The sequence below is a fragment of the Streptomyces sp. NPDC028314 genome, from assembly GCF_055565795.1.
The window spans coordinates 83,756-99,650 of sequence record NZ_JBVHTP010000015.1; the positions used below are offsets into that span (position 1 = coordinate 83,756).

Genomic DNA, 15,895 nt, shown 5'->3' on the forward strand with positions numbered 1-15,895 from the left:
GGAGCCGTCTCCCCCACGTGGGGGAGGCTCCGTCGATCCCACCCGTCGGACCGACCGCCGCGGCGACCCACCCCGCCACCGGCCGACCCCGCCGCGTCACATCCGCCGCGTCACCACCGACAGCCGGTCCCGCGCCTCGAAGAGCGCCGCCTTGATCACCTGTTCGTGCCCCTCCGTCAGCCGCGCCACCGGCACCGAGCAGCTCACCGCGTCCCGCGCCGGCGTCCGGTACGGCACCGCCACCCCGAAGCAGCGCAGCCCGAGCGTGTTCTCCTCCCGGTCCACCGCGTAGCCCTGCTCCCGCACCAGTGCCAGCTCGTCGACGAGCCGGTCCCGGTCCGTGATGGTGTGCTCGGTGACCGCCTCCAGCCGCCGCGGCAGGAGGCGGCGTACCTCCTCGTCGGTGTGCGTGGCCAGCAGCGCCTTGCCGAGCGCCGTCGAGTGCACGGGCAGCCGCCGCCCGACCCGGGTGAACGGCCGCAGGTAGTGCTGGGACTGCCGGGTTGCGAGGTAGACCACGCTCGTCCCGTCCAGCCGGGCCAGGTGGATGGTCTCCGTGGTGTCGTCGGAGAGCCGGTCCAGGGTGGGCCGGGCCGCCGCGACCACCTCGTCGCCGTCGATGTACGAGCTGCCGACGAGCAGCGCCCGTACGCCGATCCCGTACCGGGTGCCGGTGGCGTCCGTTTCCACCCAGCCCAGGTTCACCAGGGTGCGCAGCAGCATGTAGAGGCTGGACTTGGGCAGCGAGAGGTCGTGCTGGATGTCGGCCAGGCTGTGCAGCCCCGGCCGCGCCGCGAAGTGCTCCAGCAACAGCACCGTGCGCACCGCCGACTTGACGGCCGCGGGAGCACCCGGACCTCCTGGCTCCGCACCCCCTGGCTCCGCGGACTCAGCTGTGGTCATTCGCCTTCGTGCCCCTCTTGTCTCTTGTCAACCCGGAAGACGCGGAAATAGAGTCCACGGTGGATATGATCATTCATCCACCGGAACGGCGTTCAGGGTACTGAACGCCGCCGCGCGGGTCAGCGTAGATCCAGGAGGCAGTGCGCCATGGCAGCAACACCAGTCTGGAGTGTGGACCCCCGCACCGGGAAGCAGCGCGAAGAGGTTGCGGTGGAGGCCACACCCGGTGAGGTGGACGAAGCCGTACGCGCGGCCCACGCCGCCCGGGCCGCCCTCGCCGACCGCACCGCCCGCGCCGCCTTCCTGCGGGCCGCCGCCGCGCTGCTCGACGAGTCGGCCGCCCACGTCATCGAGGCCGCCGACGCCGAGACCGCGCTGGGTCCGGGCCGTCTCACCGGCGAGCTCGCCCGCACCACCGGCCAGCTGCGGGCCTTCGCGGACGCCGTCGACGAGGGCGCGTTCCTCGACGTGCGCATCGACCACGCCGACCCGTCGCTGAGCCCGCCGCGCCCCGAACTGCGCCGGTACAAGGTCCCGCTGGGCGTGGTCGCCGTGTACGCCGCCTCCAACTTCCCGCTCGCCTTCTCCGTCCCCGGCGGGGACACCGCGAGCGCGCTGGCCGCCGGCTGCCCGGTGGTGGTCAAGGCGCACCCCGACCACCCGGCCACCTCCGAGCTGTGCGCCTCGCTGCTGCGCCGGGCCGCGGTCCTGGCCGGGCTGCCGGCCGAAGTGGTCGCGCTGGTGCACGGCTTCGAGGCGGGGCTGGAGCTGGTCCGCCACCCGCTCGTGGCCGCCGCCGGGTTCACCGGTTCCATCCGGGGCGGGCGGGCGCTGTTCGACGCGGCCGCCGCCCGGCCCATGCCGATCCCCTTCCACGGCGAACTCGGCTCCCTCAACCCCGTCGTGGTCACCCCGGCCGCGGCCGCCGAGCGCGCCGAGGAGATCGGAGCCGGGCTGGCGGGCTCCGTCACCCTCGGCACGGGCCAGTTCTGCGTCAAGCCCGGCCTGGTCCTCGTCCCCGAGGGCGGGGACGGCGACCGGCTCACCGGTGCGCTCACGAAGGCGCTCGGCGAGACCGAGCCGGGGGTGCTGCTGGACCACCGGATGCGGGAGAACTTCGTCTCCGGGGTCCGCGAACGGGCCGCCCTGCCCGGAGTCACCGCGCCCGTCACCCCGGGTTCCGGCGGGGAGCACACCGTCGGCGCCGGGTACCTGACGGTGGACGCCGCGAAGCTCCTCGAAGGGGGCCCGTACGAGCTGCTGCTGGAGGAGTGCTTCGGTCCGGTCACCGTCGTCGTGCGGTACTCCGGCCGGCAGGAGGCCGCTGCGGTGCTGGGCCGGCTCGGCGGGAACCTGAGCGCCACCCTGCAGCTGTCGGCCGCCGAGTCCGAGGGCGCGCCCGGCCCGGCCGCCGAGCTGATCGGGCAGGTGACGGAGCTGGCGGGCCGGATCGTGGTCAACGGCTGGCCGACCGGGGTCGCGGTGGCCCCCGCCCAGCACCACGGCGGCCCGTACCCGGCGGCGACCTCGCACTCCACCTCGGTCGGCGGCACCGCCGTCGAGCGCTGGCTGCGGCCGGTGGCCTACCAGTCGGTGCCGGACGCCCTCCTGCCGGCGGAGCTGCGCGAGGCGAACCCGCTGGGGCTGCCGCGCCAGGTCACGGGGGGCTGAGGGCCGAGTCCGGGGCCGGGGGCCGAGGCTGAGGGCCGGGGGCCGGGGGCCGGGACTGAGGGCCGCGGCCGAGGGCCGGGGCCGAGACCCCAGGCTCGGGCGCCAGCGGGCCCGCGGGCTGGGGCGGAGGCCCGCGGGCTGGGGCGGAGGCCGCCGGGCGGCGGGCGGGTGCGGGCACCCGCGGCGGGGCCCGGGCGGGCGCTCGGAGGCCGCATAATCCGTTGCCCCCTCCGCGCCGGGCGGGGCAGGCTGCGCATCATGCCGAAGCCGCACGGGTTCACGTACGAGAGACAGGGCGACGCCGTCGTCATCACGCACCGGGGCCGCCCCGCGGGCACCCTGCGGGGCGGGCGCGCCCAGAAGTTCCTCGCGGAGGTGGAGTCCGGCGACGCCCAGCTGGTGATGGCCCGCTGGACGGGCGCCTACAAGTTCGGCAACGAGCGGATGGCCAAGGATCACCCGCGCAACCGCCGCTGAGCCCAGGGAGCCCGCTGAGCCCGCTGAGCCCGCTGAGCCCGCTGAGCCCGCTGAGCCGAACGGGAAATTGCCCGCGAGGGTAAGGGAACGGCAAAGCGCCTCCGGTCGTTCACCGGGCATGACCGCTATGACCCCTGGTTCCAATCTGCCGCTCAACACCGTCCGGGTGACGGTGGACGTGGCTGCTCCGGTGCGGCTCGACGTATCGGGACTCCTCCTCGCCGCGGACGGCAAGGTGCGTTCGGACGCCGACTTCATCTTCTACAACCAGCCGTCCGGGCCCGGTGTCAGCTACCGGTCCGGGGGCGGGGCGGCGCCCGACTCGATCACCGTGGACACCGGCGCCGTGCCGCCGGGCATCGAGCGGATCGTGGTCACCGCCAGCCCGGACGCCGCCGGGCAGACCTTCCAGGGCATCGAGCCCACCGCCACCGTGCGGGACGCGGTCGGCGGTGCGGTGATCGCGACGTTCACCCCGCCGCGGCTCGGCTCCGAGACCGCCCTCGTCGTCGTCGAGGTCTACCTGCGCGGCGGCGTGTGGAAGGTGCGCGCGGTCGGCCAGGGGTACGCCGACGGCCTCGCCGGCATCGCCACCGACTTCGGGGTCTCCGTGGACGAGGAGCCGCCCCCGGCCGCCGCAGCCCCCGCCGCGCCGCCCATGCCGCCGGCGCCGCCCTCCGCACCGCCCGCGCCGCCGGCCCAGTACCCGGCCTCCCCCTGGCTCGGGGGTCCGACGCCCGCCTCCGCTCCCGCCCCGGCCTGGGGCGCGCAGGCGCCCACGCCTCCCCCCGCCGCCCCGCCGGCTGCCGCACCCGCCGCTCCCGGCGCCGGGAAGATCAACCTCGACAAGGGCCGGGTCAACCTCCAGAAGAACCAGACGGTCTCCCTGGTCAAGGGAGGCCGCCCGCTGCTGTCCCAGGTCAAGATGGGCCTCGGCTGGGAGCCGGCGTTCGGCGGCCGGGACATCGACCTCGACGCGTCCGTCATCGCGTACGGCCCCCAGCGCAACCACATCGACAGCTGCTACTTCGGCAAGCTGTCGATCCTGAACGGCGCCATCAAGCACTCCGGCGACAATCTGACCGGTGAGGGCGCCGGGGACGACGAGGTGATCGTCGTGGACCTCGGCCGACTGCCCGCCGAGGCGACCGGCCTGGTCTTCACGGTCAATTCCTTCTCCGGGCAGAAGTTCACCGAGGTGGCCAAGGCCTACTGCCGGCTCATCGACGCGGCGAGCGGCGAGGAGCTGGTGCGCTTCGACCTCACCGGCGCCGAGCCGCAGACCGGCGTGATGATGGCGAAGCTGATCAAGCAGTTCACCGGTGAGTGGGAGATGACGGCCATGGGCGACTTTGTGAAGTCCCGCACAGTGCGCGGCATGGTCAAACCCGCCTCGCAGGCACTCTGAGCAGGTGGGCGGGCACATGGCGCTACCGAATGCCGTTTCGGGTGAGCGATTCCACGCTTGAATGCGCAGGAGGCTGTCAGTGCCCGCCCGTAGCCTTGAACCCATGCAGAAGACACTCCAGCCCGCGGGTCCGGCCCGCCCGTCCGCCTCAGAGGCGAACGAGGCGATCCGGCATCTCGTCGAGACCCGGGTGGATGGCCAGTGGCCCGCCGATGCGTACGAGTTCCTGCTCGAGGAGTGGGCCGCGGCCTCCCGCGCGGAGACCGCGACCCAGTAGGCGGCCCAGCAGGCGGCCCAGCAGGCGGTCTTCCGGCCTCAGGTGCCGGCCGGCGTCAGATGCCGGCCCGCCTCACGGCCGGTCCTCCGGCCTCACGGCCCGCCGGCCGCCGGCTCGGCCGCCGGCTCAGTGGGCGCGCCGCCACGGGCCGGTGATGGCCAGCATGATGCCCGGATCCTGGATGTTGGCGTACAGGGTCCGCCCGTCCGGTGAGAAGCAGACCCCGGTGAACTCCGAGTACTCCGGCTCCTGCTCCGTACCCAGGTTCAGCTCGTTGCGCGCCAGCGGGTACGTGCGCCCCGACTCGGTCGCGCCGAACAGGTGCTGGAGGCCCGAGCCGTCCTCCGCGATGACCAGGCCCCCGTACGGGGACACGGTGATGTTGTCCGGGCCGTCGTAGCCGCCGTCCTTCGACGGGTCGGCGTTCACCCCGATGAGGACGGTGAGGCGGACGGTGCGCCGCTTCGGGTCGTAGAACCACACCTGGCCGTCGTGCGCGGCGCCCGGGCTCTCCTCGCGGGCGTACGAGGAGACGAAGTACGCGCCGCCGTCGGCCCACCACATGCCCTCCAGCTTGCGCGCCCGGGTCACGGCGCCCTCCGCGAACTGCTTGCGGACCGGTGTCTTCCGCGCGTCGCGGTCCGGCACCTCCGCCCAGTCGACCCCGTACACGGTGCCGATCTTCGTGGCGCGCGAGAGGTCGTCCACGAACCGGCCCGCGCTGTCGAAGCACTTGGCGGCCGCGAGCACGCCCGCGTCGGCCGCGAGGCCGCGGAGCTTGCCGCGCCCGTGCCGGAAGCCACGCGGCGGGGTCCAGCGGTACAGCAGCCCGTTGGGGCCCGAGGCGTCCTCGGTCAGGTACGCGTGCCCCTGGCGCGGGTCGATGACCACGGCCTCGTGCGCGTACCGGCCGAAGGCCTTGACGGGCCGGGGGCCGCGGTTGGCGCGGCGGTCGTGCGGGTCGACCTCGAAGACGTAGCCGTGGTCCTTGGTCATGCCGTTCTTGCCGGCCAGGTCCTCGTTCTCCTCGCAGGTCAGCCAGGTGTCCCAGGGGGTGGCCCCGCCCGCGCAGTTGGTCGACGTACCCGCGACGCCGACCCATTCGGCGACCTCTCCGCCGCGCCGGACCTCGACGACCGTGCAGCCGCCGGCGGCGGCCGGGTCGTAGACGAGGCCCTCGGTGAGCGGGACGGGGTGCGTCCAGCCGGCGCGCGGGCCCTTCAGCTCGTGGTTGTTGACGAGGAGGGTGACTCCCCGGTGGCCCTCGAAGGCGGCCGTGCCGTCGTGGTTGGACGGGGTGCTCTCGCCGGAGTCGAGCCTGGTGACTCCGCTGTGGGTGATCACGCGGTAGGTGAAGCCCGCGGGGAGGGCCAGGATTCCGGCCGGGTCGGGTACGAGCGGGCCGTAGCCGGGGCCGTGCGGGCGGCCGTGCTCGTCGTGCCGCGTGCTGTCGTCGGCCGCCAGTGCCCCGGGGGCGGTGGCGAGTGCGCCGACGGTCCCGGTGAGGGCGACTCCGGCACCGGCGATCACGGTGCGGGCGGTGAAGTCTCTACGGCTGAGCGGCATCGGGGCTCCTGGGGTGGGGAGGTGGTGCGCCTGTCGTGCGGTCGTCGGCGCACACGCTCCCGCCCGCACGTGAACGGCGGCTGAACTACCCCGGAATACGATCCGTCCCCTTGCCGGTGTCCGGAATGGCGAACTCCGGCCCAGGATCGGCGCGTTGTGCACGGTGCCCGGGGGCGGGGCCCGGGGCGGATCTCGGGGCCGGGTCCCGGGGCCAGGTCCGGCGGCCGGATCCAGGGGCCGGGTCCGGGGGCCGGGTCCAGGGGCCGGGTCCGGGGTCCGGGGTCCAGGTCCGGGGGGCCGGGTCCGGGGTCCAGGTCCAGGGGCCAAGTCCCGGGGCCGGATCCCGGGGGCAAGTCCCGGGGCCGGATCCCGGGGCCCGATCCCGGACCGGGCCCCGCCGCCCCGCCGATCCCAGGGCCGGCCGGCGCCGGCCCGTCAGGACTGCTTGGACCGGGCCTTGAAGGCGGCCTTGCGGGCTTCCTTCGCCGCCTTCTTGTCCGGGTGCAGCCGCCCCATCGCCTCCAGCACGTACGCCGTGGCGGGGTGCTCCACCCGCCACGCCTGCTCGAAGAACCCGGCGTGGTGTGCCGTCAGCGTCTCCATCAGCAGCGGGAGCTCATCCGTCTCCCCGTCGGCCGCCAGCTGCGCCGCGATCGTGTCGACGGTCAGCCAGAACACCATCGCCGCGTCCGGCGCCGGTACGTCGCCGGCCCCGCGCTCCGCCAGCCAGACGCGGGCGAGCCCGCCGAGCTCGGGGTCGTCCAGCACCGCCCGGACCGCCGCTTCGGACTCCGGCCCGGCCGGGGCGAGGGCCTGCTGGCAGCGCAGCCGGCGCAGTGGCGCGCCCTCGTCGTCGCCGCGGGCCGCGGCCAGCAGTTCGGCCACGGCCTCGGCCGGCTCTCGATCGGCCAGCCAGCGCTCCATCTCGGCCTGCGCCGCGCGCTCCGGGTAGAAGGAGACCGCGTCGAGCAGCGCGTCCGCGCCCTTGTCGGCCAGTTCCCCGATCGCGGGGGCCTCGACCCCGGCCTCCAGCATCCGGGCGCGGATTCCGTACAGGCCGAGCGCGGTCAGCCGTACCATCCCGTACCGGGCCACGTCCTCCTCGGCGTACGCGGTCTGGCCGGCCAGGAACTCCTCGTCGTCCGCCTCCGCCATCAGCTCCTCGTCGACGGGCCGGAACTCGACCAGCCCGATCGGCTCCAGCTGCCGGAACTGGTCGTCGAGGCGCATCATCGCGTCCGAGACCTGTTCCAGTACGGCGTCGGTGGGCTCCCCCATGTCGTCGGGGACGACCATCGAGGCGGCGAGCACGGGCAGCGGCACCGGGCTGTCGCCGGCTCCGCCTTCGGCGACAGTGAGCAGGTAGAGGTTGGCGAGCACCCCGTCGAGGAAGTCCGCCTCGCGCTGCGGGTTCCAGTCGAGCTGGTCGAAGTCGATCTCGCCGCCCGTGTCCAACGCGTCGACGAGGTCGTCCAGATCGGGCACGGCGGCGTCCGCGAGGACGGTGTCCAGGGCGGCCAGCCACAGGTCGAGTACGTCGCCGGGCGCACCGCCCGCGATCAGCGCCAGGTCCTCGCCGGGCTCGGCGGTGCCGTACCGCGCCTCGCCGCCGTCGGCGTCGCCGCGGTCAGCGTCGGCGGCAGCGGTATCGGGGGCGGCAGCGGCGGTCTCGGCGCCGTCCGCGCCCTTCCCCCCGTCCTCCGCCGGCTCGGTCACGTCGACCAGGCCGGTGTCCACGGCCACCCGCCAGGCCTGGCTCGCGTACATCGGGCCGTCCTCGTCGGCGGCTTCGAAGCCCAGCACGCCGGCGGCCTCAAGCAGCTGCTCGGCGGCGAGTTCACCGCCGACGTCCACCCGCGTGTCGGGTCCGGCCCAGCGGGCGAGGCGTACGGCGCGGGCGAAGAGCGGTGAGACCAGGGCGTCGCGGGCCAGTTCCGCATCGGAGTGCAGCCGTACCGGCGGCAGTGTGGGGTGCGGTTCTGCGGACATGGGGTGCCTCTCCTCGCGGACTTGGTGGGGCCGTTGGGTCGTACGGCGACCACCCAGCGTAGACGCATTTCGGGCACCCCCGAGGGGCCATCGCCTTTGGTTCATCCCACAGTCAGCTCCCGTATCCCCTGGAGACCTTGACAACTTCACACCTCACACAGGAAATTGACGCGCGTAGATGTACCGAGCAGTACAGGAACCCCGGAAGCCCCGGGGTTCCCCCCCACCCTCACACCGGAGTTCCTGCCCATGCGCTCCTCGCATCCCCGTTCCGCCGCCGTCGCGGCCCTCGTCGCCACCGCGCTGGCCACCGGCCTGCTCGCGGGCTCCGCCGACGCGGCCGAAGGCGCCGCGTCCGCCGATCCGATACGCATCCACGACATCCAGGGCACCACGCGGATATCCCCGCTCAACGGCAAGCAGGTCTCCGACGTCGAGGGCATCGTCACCGGTGTGCGGACGTACGGCTCGCGCGGTTTCTGGATCCAGGACCCGGACGCCGACGACAACGACGCCACCAGCGAGGGCGTCTTCATCTTCACCAGCTCGGTCCCGACCGTCGCCGTCGGTGACGCGGTCAAGGTCACCGGCACCGTGGGCGAGTACGTCCCCGGCGGCCTGAACTCCGGCAACCAGTCGGTCACCCAGATCAGCAAGCCGACCGTGACCGTGGTCTCCTCCGGCAACGCGCTTCCCGCCGCCACCGCGGTCAACGAGTACACGGTCCCCGCCGAGTACTCCCCGGCCGGCGACCCCGCCGCCGGCGGCAGCGTCAACGGCCTGCCCCTGGAGCCCTCGCGCTACGCGCTGGACTACTACGAGTCCCTCGAGGGCATGAACGTCAAGATCGGCACCTCCCGCGTGGTCGGCGCCACCGACCCGTACGCGGAGCTGTGGGTCACGGTCAAGGGCTGGGAGAACACCGCCAAGCGCGGCGGCACGATCTACGGCTCGTACGAGTCCCAGAACACCGGCCGCCTCCAGATCCAGCAGCTCGCGCCCCTCGCGCAGCAGCCCTTCCCGGTGGCCAACGTCGGCGACAAGCTGACCGGCACGACCGAAGGCCCGCTGGACTTCAACCAGTTCGGCGGCTACACCCTGGTGGCCCGCACCCTCGGCACGGTCAAGGCGGGCACCCTCGCCCCCGAGAAGACCAAGGCGCAGGCGGCCAACGAGCTCGCGGTGGCCACGTACAACGTCGAGAACCTCGACCCGACCGACCCGCAGGAGAAGTTCGACAACCTGGCGAAGGCCGTCGTCGAGAACCTCGCCTCCCCCGACATCGTGGCCCTGGAGGAGATCCAGGACGACAACGGCGCCAAGAACGACGGCACCGTCTCGGCCGAGCAGACGCTGACGAAGTTCACGGCGGCGATCACGGCCGCGGGCGGCCCGGCGTACCAGTGGCGGACCGTCAACCCGGAGAACAACAAGGACGGCGGCGAGCCCGGCGGCAACATCCGCCAGGTGTTCCTCTTCAACCCCGCCCGGGTCTCCTTCACCGAGCGCGCCCCGGGCGACGCGGCGACGGCCACCGGTGTCGTCAAGGAGCAGGGCAAGGCCGCCCTGACCCACTCCCCCGGCCGGATCGACCCCGCGAACCCGGCATGGGCGGACAGCCGCAAGCCGCTGGCCGGCGAGTTCGTCTTCCGCGGCAAGACGGTCTTCGTCATCGCCAACCACTTCGGCTCCAAGGGCGGCGACGAGGGTCTGACCTCGCACCACCAGCCGCCGGTCCGCTCCTCGGAAGCCAAGCGGCTGCTCCAGGCGCAGGCCGTGAACGGCTTCGTCAAGGAGATCCTCGCGGCCGACAAGAACGCGAACGTGATCGCCCTCGGCGACATCAACGACTTCGAGTTCTCGGCGACGGCGAACGCGCTGGCGGACGGCGGGGCGCTGTACCCGGCGATCAAGTCGCTGCCGAAGGCGGAACGTTACTCGTACGTGTACCAGGGCAACGCGCAGGTACTGGACCAGATCCTGACCAGCCCGGCGATCAAGACCTTCACGTACGACAGCGTCCACATCAACGCGGAGTTCGCGAACCAGAACAGCGACCACGACCCGCAGGTGCTGCGCTTCCGCCCGTAGTCACGGGCGGATCGGGGGGGTCCGGACGCCGTCCCGTCCGGACCCCTGCCACACTCCTGCCACACTCCTGCCATGATCTTCCGCAACGCCACCCGCGAAGACCTGCCCGCCGTACTCGCCCTGCTGGCCGACGACGGCACGGAGCGGGCCGAGGTGACCGCGGCCCACGAGCGCGCCTTCGCCGCCATCGAGACGGACCCGCGCAACGAGATGTTCGTCCTGTCCGAAGGCTCCGTGATCCTCGGCTGCCTCCAGCTGACGTACATCCCGGGACTGGGCCAGGGCGGCCGGGAGCGGGCGCTGGTGGAGGCCGTACGGATCCGCGCGGACCGGCGGGGCGGCGGCCTGGGCGCGCAGCTGATGGAGCTGGCCGTGGTGCGGGCCCGCGAGCAGGGCTGCGCCCTGGTCCAGCTGACCAGCAACAAGCGGCGCTCCGCCGCGCACGGCTTCTACGAGCGGCTGGGTTTCGTACGCAGCCACGAGGGCTTCAGGCTGCACCTGCCGGACTGAGGAGCCCTTCCCGGCAGCCTTCCCGGACCCCATGCCGGACCCCATGCCCGCCCCCCCTTCCCGGACCCCATGCCGGGAGCCCTCCCGGACCCCTCCCAGGGGCCGTTTCCGGACAAGATGGGGACTTTCGGCCCTGGCGTGACACTCGACACACCCCTGTCCAATTCGGCCATTCTGGTGTTGAGTGTCTGCACGCCCGATCTTGCACGGCGACAACCGAAGCGCAGCAGCCCGAACCGCCCGCACTCCCTGGAGGACCCGCGTGTTCCCCTCCATCTCCCTCGTCCAGGAAATCGGCCTCGCCGTCCTGCTCGTGGCCGCTCTGGTCTGGGTCGTAGTCCTCGGCCACATGCTGTGGGACAGCCGCTTCCACCACCCGGAGCCGGGCGCCCACGAGGGCCTGCCGATGATCCCGACCCAGCGCGGCCCCGCCGCGCACCCGCTGGAGTCGGTCGAGCTCACCGAGGCGGAGCAGCAGGCCTTCGCGGGCCTGGTCCGCACCATCCCCCTGCACTGACCGGCGGCCGCGCCCCCTCCCCCGCTCGGGGCGGGAGGGGCCGCGCCCGCCGGCGTCCACTCGGGACGCACGAACGCCCTTCCACCCCGGCCGGGGTGGAAGGGCGTTCGCGGCATCCGGCCCGCGAGGGGTCAGTTGTGGCTGTGCAGGACCTCGTTCAGGCCGCCCCAGGCCGCCTTGTACGGGCGGGCCTCGACGGCGCCGGTGACCGAGTTGCGGCGGAAGAGGATGTTGTCGGCGCCGGAGAGCTCCAGGGCCTTGACGATCTGGCCGTCCGGGAGGGTGACCCGGGTGCCGGCGGTGACGTAGAGGCCGGCCTCGACCACGCACTCGTTGCCCAGCGCGATGCCGATGCCCGCCTCGGCGCCGACCAGGGTGCGCTCGCCGATCGAGATGATCTGCTTGCCGCCGCCCGAGAGGGTGCCCATGGTGGAGGCGCCGCCGCCGATGTCGGAGCCGTCGCCGACCACGACGCCGGCCGAGATGCGGCCCTCGACCATGGAGGTGCCCAGGGTGCCGGCGTTGAAGTTGACGAAGCCCTCGTGCATGACGGTGGTGCCCTCGGCGAGGTGCGCGCCGAGGCGGACGCGGTCCGCGTCGGCGATGCGCACGCCCTTGGGGGCGACGTAGTCGGTCATGCGGGGGAACTTGTCGATCGAGGTGACCTGGAGGTGCAGGCCCTCGGCGCGGGCGTTGAGGCGGACCGTCTCGACCTGGTCGACGGCGACGGGGCCCAGCGAGGTCCAGGCGACGTTGGCCAGCAGGCCGAAGACGCCGTCCAGGCTCTGGCCGTGCGGCTTGACCAGGCGGTGGCTCAGCAGGTGCAGGCGCAGGTACGCGTCGTGCGCGTCCAGCGGCTTGTCCTCGAGGGACGCGATGGCGGTGCGGACGGCTACGACCTCGACCCCGCGGACCGCGTCCGAGCGGATGGCCTTGGCCGCGGCGGCGCCGAGGAGCTCCACGGCCTGCTCGGCGGTCAGGCGCTCGGTGCCGGCCGGGCCGGACTCGGCGACCAGCTGGGGGGCGGGGAACCAGGTGTCGAGGACGGTGCCGTCGGCGGCGATGGTGGCAAGTCCGGCGGCGACGGCGCCGGTGGTACGCGTAGCAGTCATGCCCGAAACCTAACCGGCGACGGCCTGAGGTTGCGAACCGGTCTCATGTGACGGTCGCGCCTCGTGTCCCGCCCCGGGTCGCGTCTCGTGCCCCGCCCCGGGTCCCGCCCCGGGCCCCGTCTCGTGTCCCGCCCCGGGTCCCACCTCGTCTCCCGCCCCCGCCCCCGGCCCCGGCTCCCGCCGCGCGGGCCGCACGGGCCGCGCCGGCCGCCGGGACATCCACAGCACCGCCGCTCCCGCACCGCCCGCCAGCGCCGCGCACACCGGCCACAGCAGCCCGGGCGCGGCGGAGTACAGCGCCCCACCGAGCGGAGCGCCGAGGACGACGCCGCTGACCGAGACCCCCGCGTACAGGCTCTGGAACCGCCCGGCCGCGTGCTCCGGTGCCTGGTCGGCGACGTACGCGGTGGCGGTGGTCTTGTAGAGGATCTCCCCGAGGCTCAGCAGCACCATCATCACGACGGCGGGCATGACCCCCGCGCCGGCCAGCAGCGCCGCGTACCCGGCTCCCACCAGGACGAGCCCGGTGCCGATGATCGCCAGCGGCGGGCGGTCGCGCAGCGCGACGGCGGCCGGCAGCTCCAGCAGCAGGATGACCGCGCCGTTGAGCGCGATGACGAGTCCGAAGGCGCGGACGTCGAAGCCGTGGTCGGCGAGGAAGACGGGGAAGGTGGAGTACTGCTGCCGGTAGACGAGGTCCACGACGAAGACGGCCGCCAGCAGGACCGGCACGGCGGGCCGCGCCCGCAGCTCTTCCCGGATGCCGCGGCCGCGGCCCCCGCCCCGAGCCGCGCCCGGGCCGCGGGAGGCTCCGCGGGCCGGGACGACCCGTGCGGTCCAGCAGGCGAAGACGAGGGTGCCGACCCCGTCGGCGAGGAACAGCCAGTCGTACGAGAACCCGGCCGCGACCAGGGCCCCGAGGGGCGGGCCGAGGGTGAAGCCGCCGTTGGAGACGCACCGCACGACGGCGAAGGCCTGCCGGCGCGCGCCCTCGGGGACGGTGACGGCGACGAGCGCGGCGTTGGCGGCGCGGATCACGCCGGAGGCGTACTGGGCCAGCGGCAGGGCGCCGAACAGCAGCGGGGTGGAGAGCAGCGGAAGGGTCATCAGGGCGAGGCCGCCGAGGGTGGCCGCCGCGAGCAGCACCCGGCGGTGGCCGAAGCGGTCGCCGTACCAGCCGCCGGTGAAGTTGCCGGCGACCATGCCGATGCCGCCGATGCCCACGGCCAGTCCCGCCTGGGCGGTTCCGAGGCCGCGCGGTCCGGTCAGGTACACGAAGACGAACACGAAGGTGAAGCTGACGAGGGCGTTGACGAACACCCCGGCCGCCAGCAGCCACACCACCCTCGGTACGTCCTTGAACCCCTTCAGCACGGCTGCCCGCCCCCCGCTCCCACCAGTAAGTTCCTTTTGGGAACTGACTATGTCAGCATGGCAGCCTTGGGTCAACGGACAAAGGAGTGCCCATGGCCCAGCGCACGCCCCTCGGCGACGCGGACTGCTCCATCGCCCAGGCCCTCGACGTCGTGGGGGACTGGTGGACGCTGCTGATCGTGCGCGACGCCGCGCGCGGCCTGCACCGCTTCGAGGAGTTCCAGCGCGAGCTCGGTGTCTCCCGCAAGGTGCTCACCGAGCGGCTGAAGCTGCTCGTCGAAGCCGGGGTGCTGTCGCGCGAGCCGTACCAGGAGCGTCCGGTACGGCACGCATACCGGCTGACCCCGCGCGGGCGGGGGCTGCTGCCGGTCCTGGTGGCCCTCCAGGACTGGGGTGACACCTGGGTCCTGGGAGAGGGAGAGATGACGGCTACGACCGAGGAATCCTCGACGGAGGCGGTACGGGTCCACGCGCTGCGCGGCACCGCGGTCCCGGAGCTGCTGCTGCCGGACCGGTTCGGGGAGCCGCGCGACCCGGTGGCGGACACGCCGTTCACGGTCCTGTACTGCTTCCCCGGGGCGTACGCCCGGGCCGAGTCCTATCCGCCGGGGTGGGCGGGGATCCCCGGGGCGAAGGGCTGCACGTTCGAGTCCTGCACCTACCGCGACCAGCTGGCCGAGTTCACGGCGGCGGGCGCCACGGTGCACGGGGTCTCCACCCAACGGACCGACGAGCAGCGGGAGTTCGCGGAGTCGGAGGGGCTGCGCTTCCCGCTCCTCTCGGACGCGGAGCTCACCTTGACGGCGGCGCTCCGGCTGCCGACGCTCCGGGTCGCGGGGACGAGCCGGCTCAAGCGGCTGACGCTGGTGGTGGACCGGGACCGGACGGTGCGCGAGGTCATCTACCCGATCACGGACATCGAGGCCAGCGTCCGCAGGGCCCTGACGGTGGTCCGCGAGGCCTCGGCCTCCTGACCCGGCTCCGCCCCGCCGCCGCCCCGTTCCGGATTCGCCCCGCCCCGGCCCCGCCCGCGCCCGCGGCGCCGCCCCCCGGGCAGGGCGGCGCCGCGCGGGATCACGCCCCCGCCAGGACCCGGCCCAGGATGTCCCGCGCGTACGACTCGTCGTACTCGGCGTCCGTCAGCAGCACTTGCAGGCTGATCCCGTCCATCACGGCCACCAGCGCCCGCGCCGTCACCGGGTCGGTCCGGCCGCCCAGCGCCGATGCCACCGCCTCGCACCACTCGGCCGCGACCGGCCGCAGGGCCGGGCGCCGCAGTGCCGCCAGGTAGAGCTCGTACTCCAGCTCAACCCGGCCCCGGTCGCGGTCCGCCGCCAGGAACTCGCCCAGCAACCGCGCCAGCGCCCCCGCGAGGTCGGCCCCCGGGGCGGGCAGCGCCGGGGCGAAGGCTTCGTTCGCCTGGCGCAGCGCCGCCACCAGCAGGTCGTCCAGGGTCTTGAAGTGGTAGGTCGTCGACCCCAGCGGCACGTCCGCCTCCGCCGCCACGCTGCGGTGGCTCAGGCCCGCGATGCCCTTGGCCGCCACCACCCGGATCGCCGCGTCGATGATCCGCTGCCGCCGCTCGGGGTCGTAGCGGCGGACCGCTCCGGCCGCCATCAGTGCGCCGCCCCGCCGAGGTTCAGCAGGACCACCCCGCCGATGATCAGCGCGATCCCGGCGATCTTGGCGGCGGTCGCGGCCTCCCCCATGAACACCATGCCGATGGCGGCGATGGCGGCCGTGCCGACGCCGGCCCAGATCGCGTACGCGGTGCCCACCGACATCGACTTCAGCGTCTGGGCGAGCAGCGTGAAGGCTATGGCGTAGCCCAGCAGCGTGCCCAGCGAGGGCCACAGCTTCGTGAAGCCGTCGCTGAACTTCATGGCGGTGGTTCCGGCGACCTCGGCGGCGATGGCCGCGGCAAGCAGTACGTAGGGCATGTGTACAAGGGTACACATCGTTGCGTACGCCCGTACACATCTCTGCCCGAGACAGGGTTC

General features: G+C 73.7%; 15 protein-coding genes. 8 read left to right on the top strand and 7 right to left on the bottom strand.

The window, feature by feature from the left end; genetic code table 11:
- Positions 1 to 96: 96 nt before the first annotated feature.
- Positions 97 to 903, bottom strand: coding sequence for an IclR family transcriptional regulator (locus tag ACZ4TG_RS30115; protein WP_468168552.1), 807 nt, complete (start codon positions 901 to 903; stop codon positions 97 to 99).
- A 147-nt stretch (positions 904 to 1,050) separates the two neighbouring features.
- Between ACZ4TG_RS30115 and ACZ4TG_RS30120 the strand changes: the two genes are divergently transcribed.
- The 4 genes from ACZ4TG_RS30120 to ACZ4TG_RS30135 all read left to right on the top strand — a co-directional run bounded on the left by ACZ4TG_RS30120 (position 1,051) and on the right by ACZ4TG_RS30135 (position 4,736).
- Positions 1,051 to 2,574, top strand: a complete 1,524-nt coding sequence (locus ACZ4TG_RS30120) for an aldehyde dehydrogenase (NADP(+)) (RefSeq protein WP_468168555.1) — start codon at positions 1,051 to 1,053, stop codon at positions 2,572 to 2,574.
- Between the two features lie 258 nt (positions 2,575 to 2,832).
- The gene (locus tag ACZ4TG_RS30125) at positions 2,833 to 3,051 is read left to right on the top strand and encodes a hypothetical protein (protein ID WP_468168558.1); all 219 of its coding nucleotides are present in this window, start codon (positions 2,833 to 2,835) and stop codon (positions 3,049 to 3,051) included.
- 127 nt (positions 3,052 to 3,178) lie between these two features.
- Complete coding sequence (locus ACZ4TG_RS30130; RefSeq protein ID WP_468168561.1) at positions 3,179 to 4,459, top strand: TerD family protein; 1,281 nt, start codon at positions 3,179 to 3,181, stop codon at positions 4,457 to 4,459.
- Positions 4,460 to 4,562: 103 nt separating this feature from the next.
- Positions 4,563 to 4,736, top strand: coding sequence for a hypothetical protein (locus ACZ4TG_RS30135; protein WP_468168564.1), 174 nt, complete (start codon positions 4,563 to 4,565; stop codon positions 4,734 to 4,736).
- Between the two features lie 126 nt (positions 4,737 to 4,862).
- Here the strand turns inward: ACZ4TG_RS30135 and ACZ4TG_RS30140 are convergent, their stop codons facing one another.
- Positions 4,863 to 6,302, bottom strand: a complete 1,440-nt coding sequence (locus ACZ4TG_RS30140; RefSeq protein WP_468168567.1) for an alkaline phosphatase PhoX — start codon at positions 6,300 to 6,302, stop codon at positions 4,863 to 4,865.
- 435 nt (positions 6,303 to 6,737) lie between these two features.
- A complete protein-coding gene (locus ACZ4TG_RS30145; protein ID WP_468168570.1) occupies positions 6,738 to 8,291 on the bottom strand; it encodes a hypothetical protein in 1,554 nt (517 codons plus the stop codon).
- Between the two features lie 249 nt (positions 8,292 to 8,540).
- On the opposite strand from ACZ4TG_RS30145, the gene ACZ4TG_RS30150 reads away from it, so the two are divergent.
- The 3 genes from ACZ4TG_RS30150 (at position 8,541) to ACZ4TG_RS30160 (ending at position 11,409) form a co-directional block, all read left to right on the top strand.
- Positions 8,541 to 10,382, top strand: a complete 1,842-nt coding sequence (locus tag ACZ4TG_RS30150) for an endonuclease/exonuclease/phosphatase family protein (protein ID WP_468168573.1) — start codon at positions 8,541 to 8,543, stop codon at positions 10,380 to 10,382.
- A 72-nt stretch (positions 10,383 to 10,454) separates the two neighbouring features.
- Positions 10,455 to 10,892, top strand: coding sequence for a GNAT family N-acetyltransferase (locus tag ACZ4TG_RS30155; RefSeq protein WP_468168576.1), 438 nt, complete (start codon positions 10,455 to 10,457; stop codon positions 10,890 to 10,892).
- A gap of 262 nt (positions 10,893 to 11,154) precedes the next feature.
- On the top strand, positions 11,155 to 11,409 hold the full coding sequence (locus tag ACZ4TG_RS30160) for a hypothetical protein (RefSeq protein ID WP_468168579.1): 255 nt from the start codon (positions 11,155 to 11,157) through the stop codon (positions 11,407 to 11,409).
- 131 nt (positions 11,410 to 11,540) lie between these two features.
- Here ACZ4TG_RS30160 and dapD read toward each other — a convergent pair whose 3' ends face one another.
- On the bottom strand, positions 11,541 to 12,521 hold the full coding sequence (gene dapD / locus ACZ4TG_RS30165; protein WP_468168582.1) for a 2,3,4,5-tetrahydropyridine-2,6-dicarboxylate N-succinyltransferase: 981 nt from the start codon (positions 12,519 to 12,521) through the stop codon (positions 11,541 to 11,543).
- 9 nt (positions 12,522 to 12,530) lie between these two features.
- On the bottom strand, positions 12,531 to 13,892 hold the full coding sequence (locus tag ACZ4TG_RS30170; protein WP_468168885.1) for an MFS transporter: 1,362 nt from the start codon (positions 13,890 to 13,892) through the stop codon (positions 12,531 to 12,533).
- 95 nt (positions 13,893 to 13,987) lie between these two features.
- Here ACZ4TG_RS30170 and ACZ4TG_RS30175 point away from each other — a divergent pair, with 95 nt between their 5' ends.
- Positions 13,988 to 14,869 (top strand): winged helix-turn-helix transcriptional regulator, encoded by an 882-nt coding sequence (locus ACZ4TG_RS30175; RefSeq protein ID WP_468168585.1) that lies wholly within the window; start codon positions 13,988 to 13,990, stop codon positions 14,867 to 14,869.
- Positions 14,870 to 14,969: 100 nt separating this feature from the next.
- On the opposite strand, the gene ACZ4TG_RS30180 is transcribed toward ACZ4TG_RS30175, so the two are convergent.
- The gene (locus ACZ4TG_RS30180; RefSeq protein ID WP_468168588.1) at positions 14,970 to 15,512 is read right to left on the bottom strand and encodes a TetR/AcrR family transcriptional regulator; all 543 of its coding nucleotides are present in this window, start codon (positions 15,510 to 15,512) and stop codon (positions 14,970 to 14,972) included.
- A complete protein-coding gene (locus tag ACZ4TG_RS30185; RefSeq protein WP_468168591.1) occupies positions 15,512 to 15,835 on the bottom strand; it encodes a DMT family transporter in 324 nt (107 codons plus the stop codon). The genes ACZ4TG_RS30180 and ACZ4TG_RS30185 overlap by 1 nt, the downstream gene beginning before the upstream one ends.
- Positions 15,836 to 15,895 lie beyond the last annotated feature (60 nt).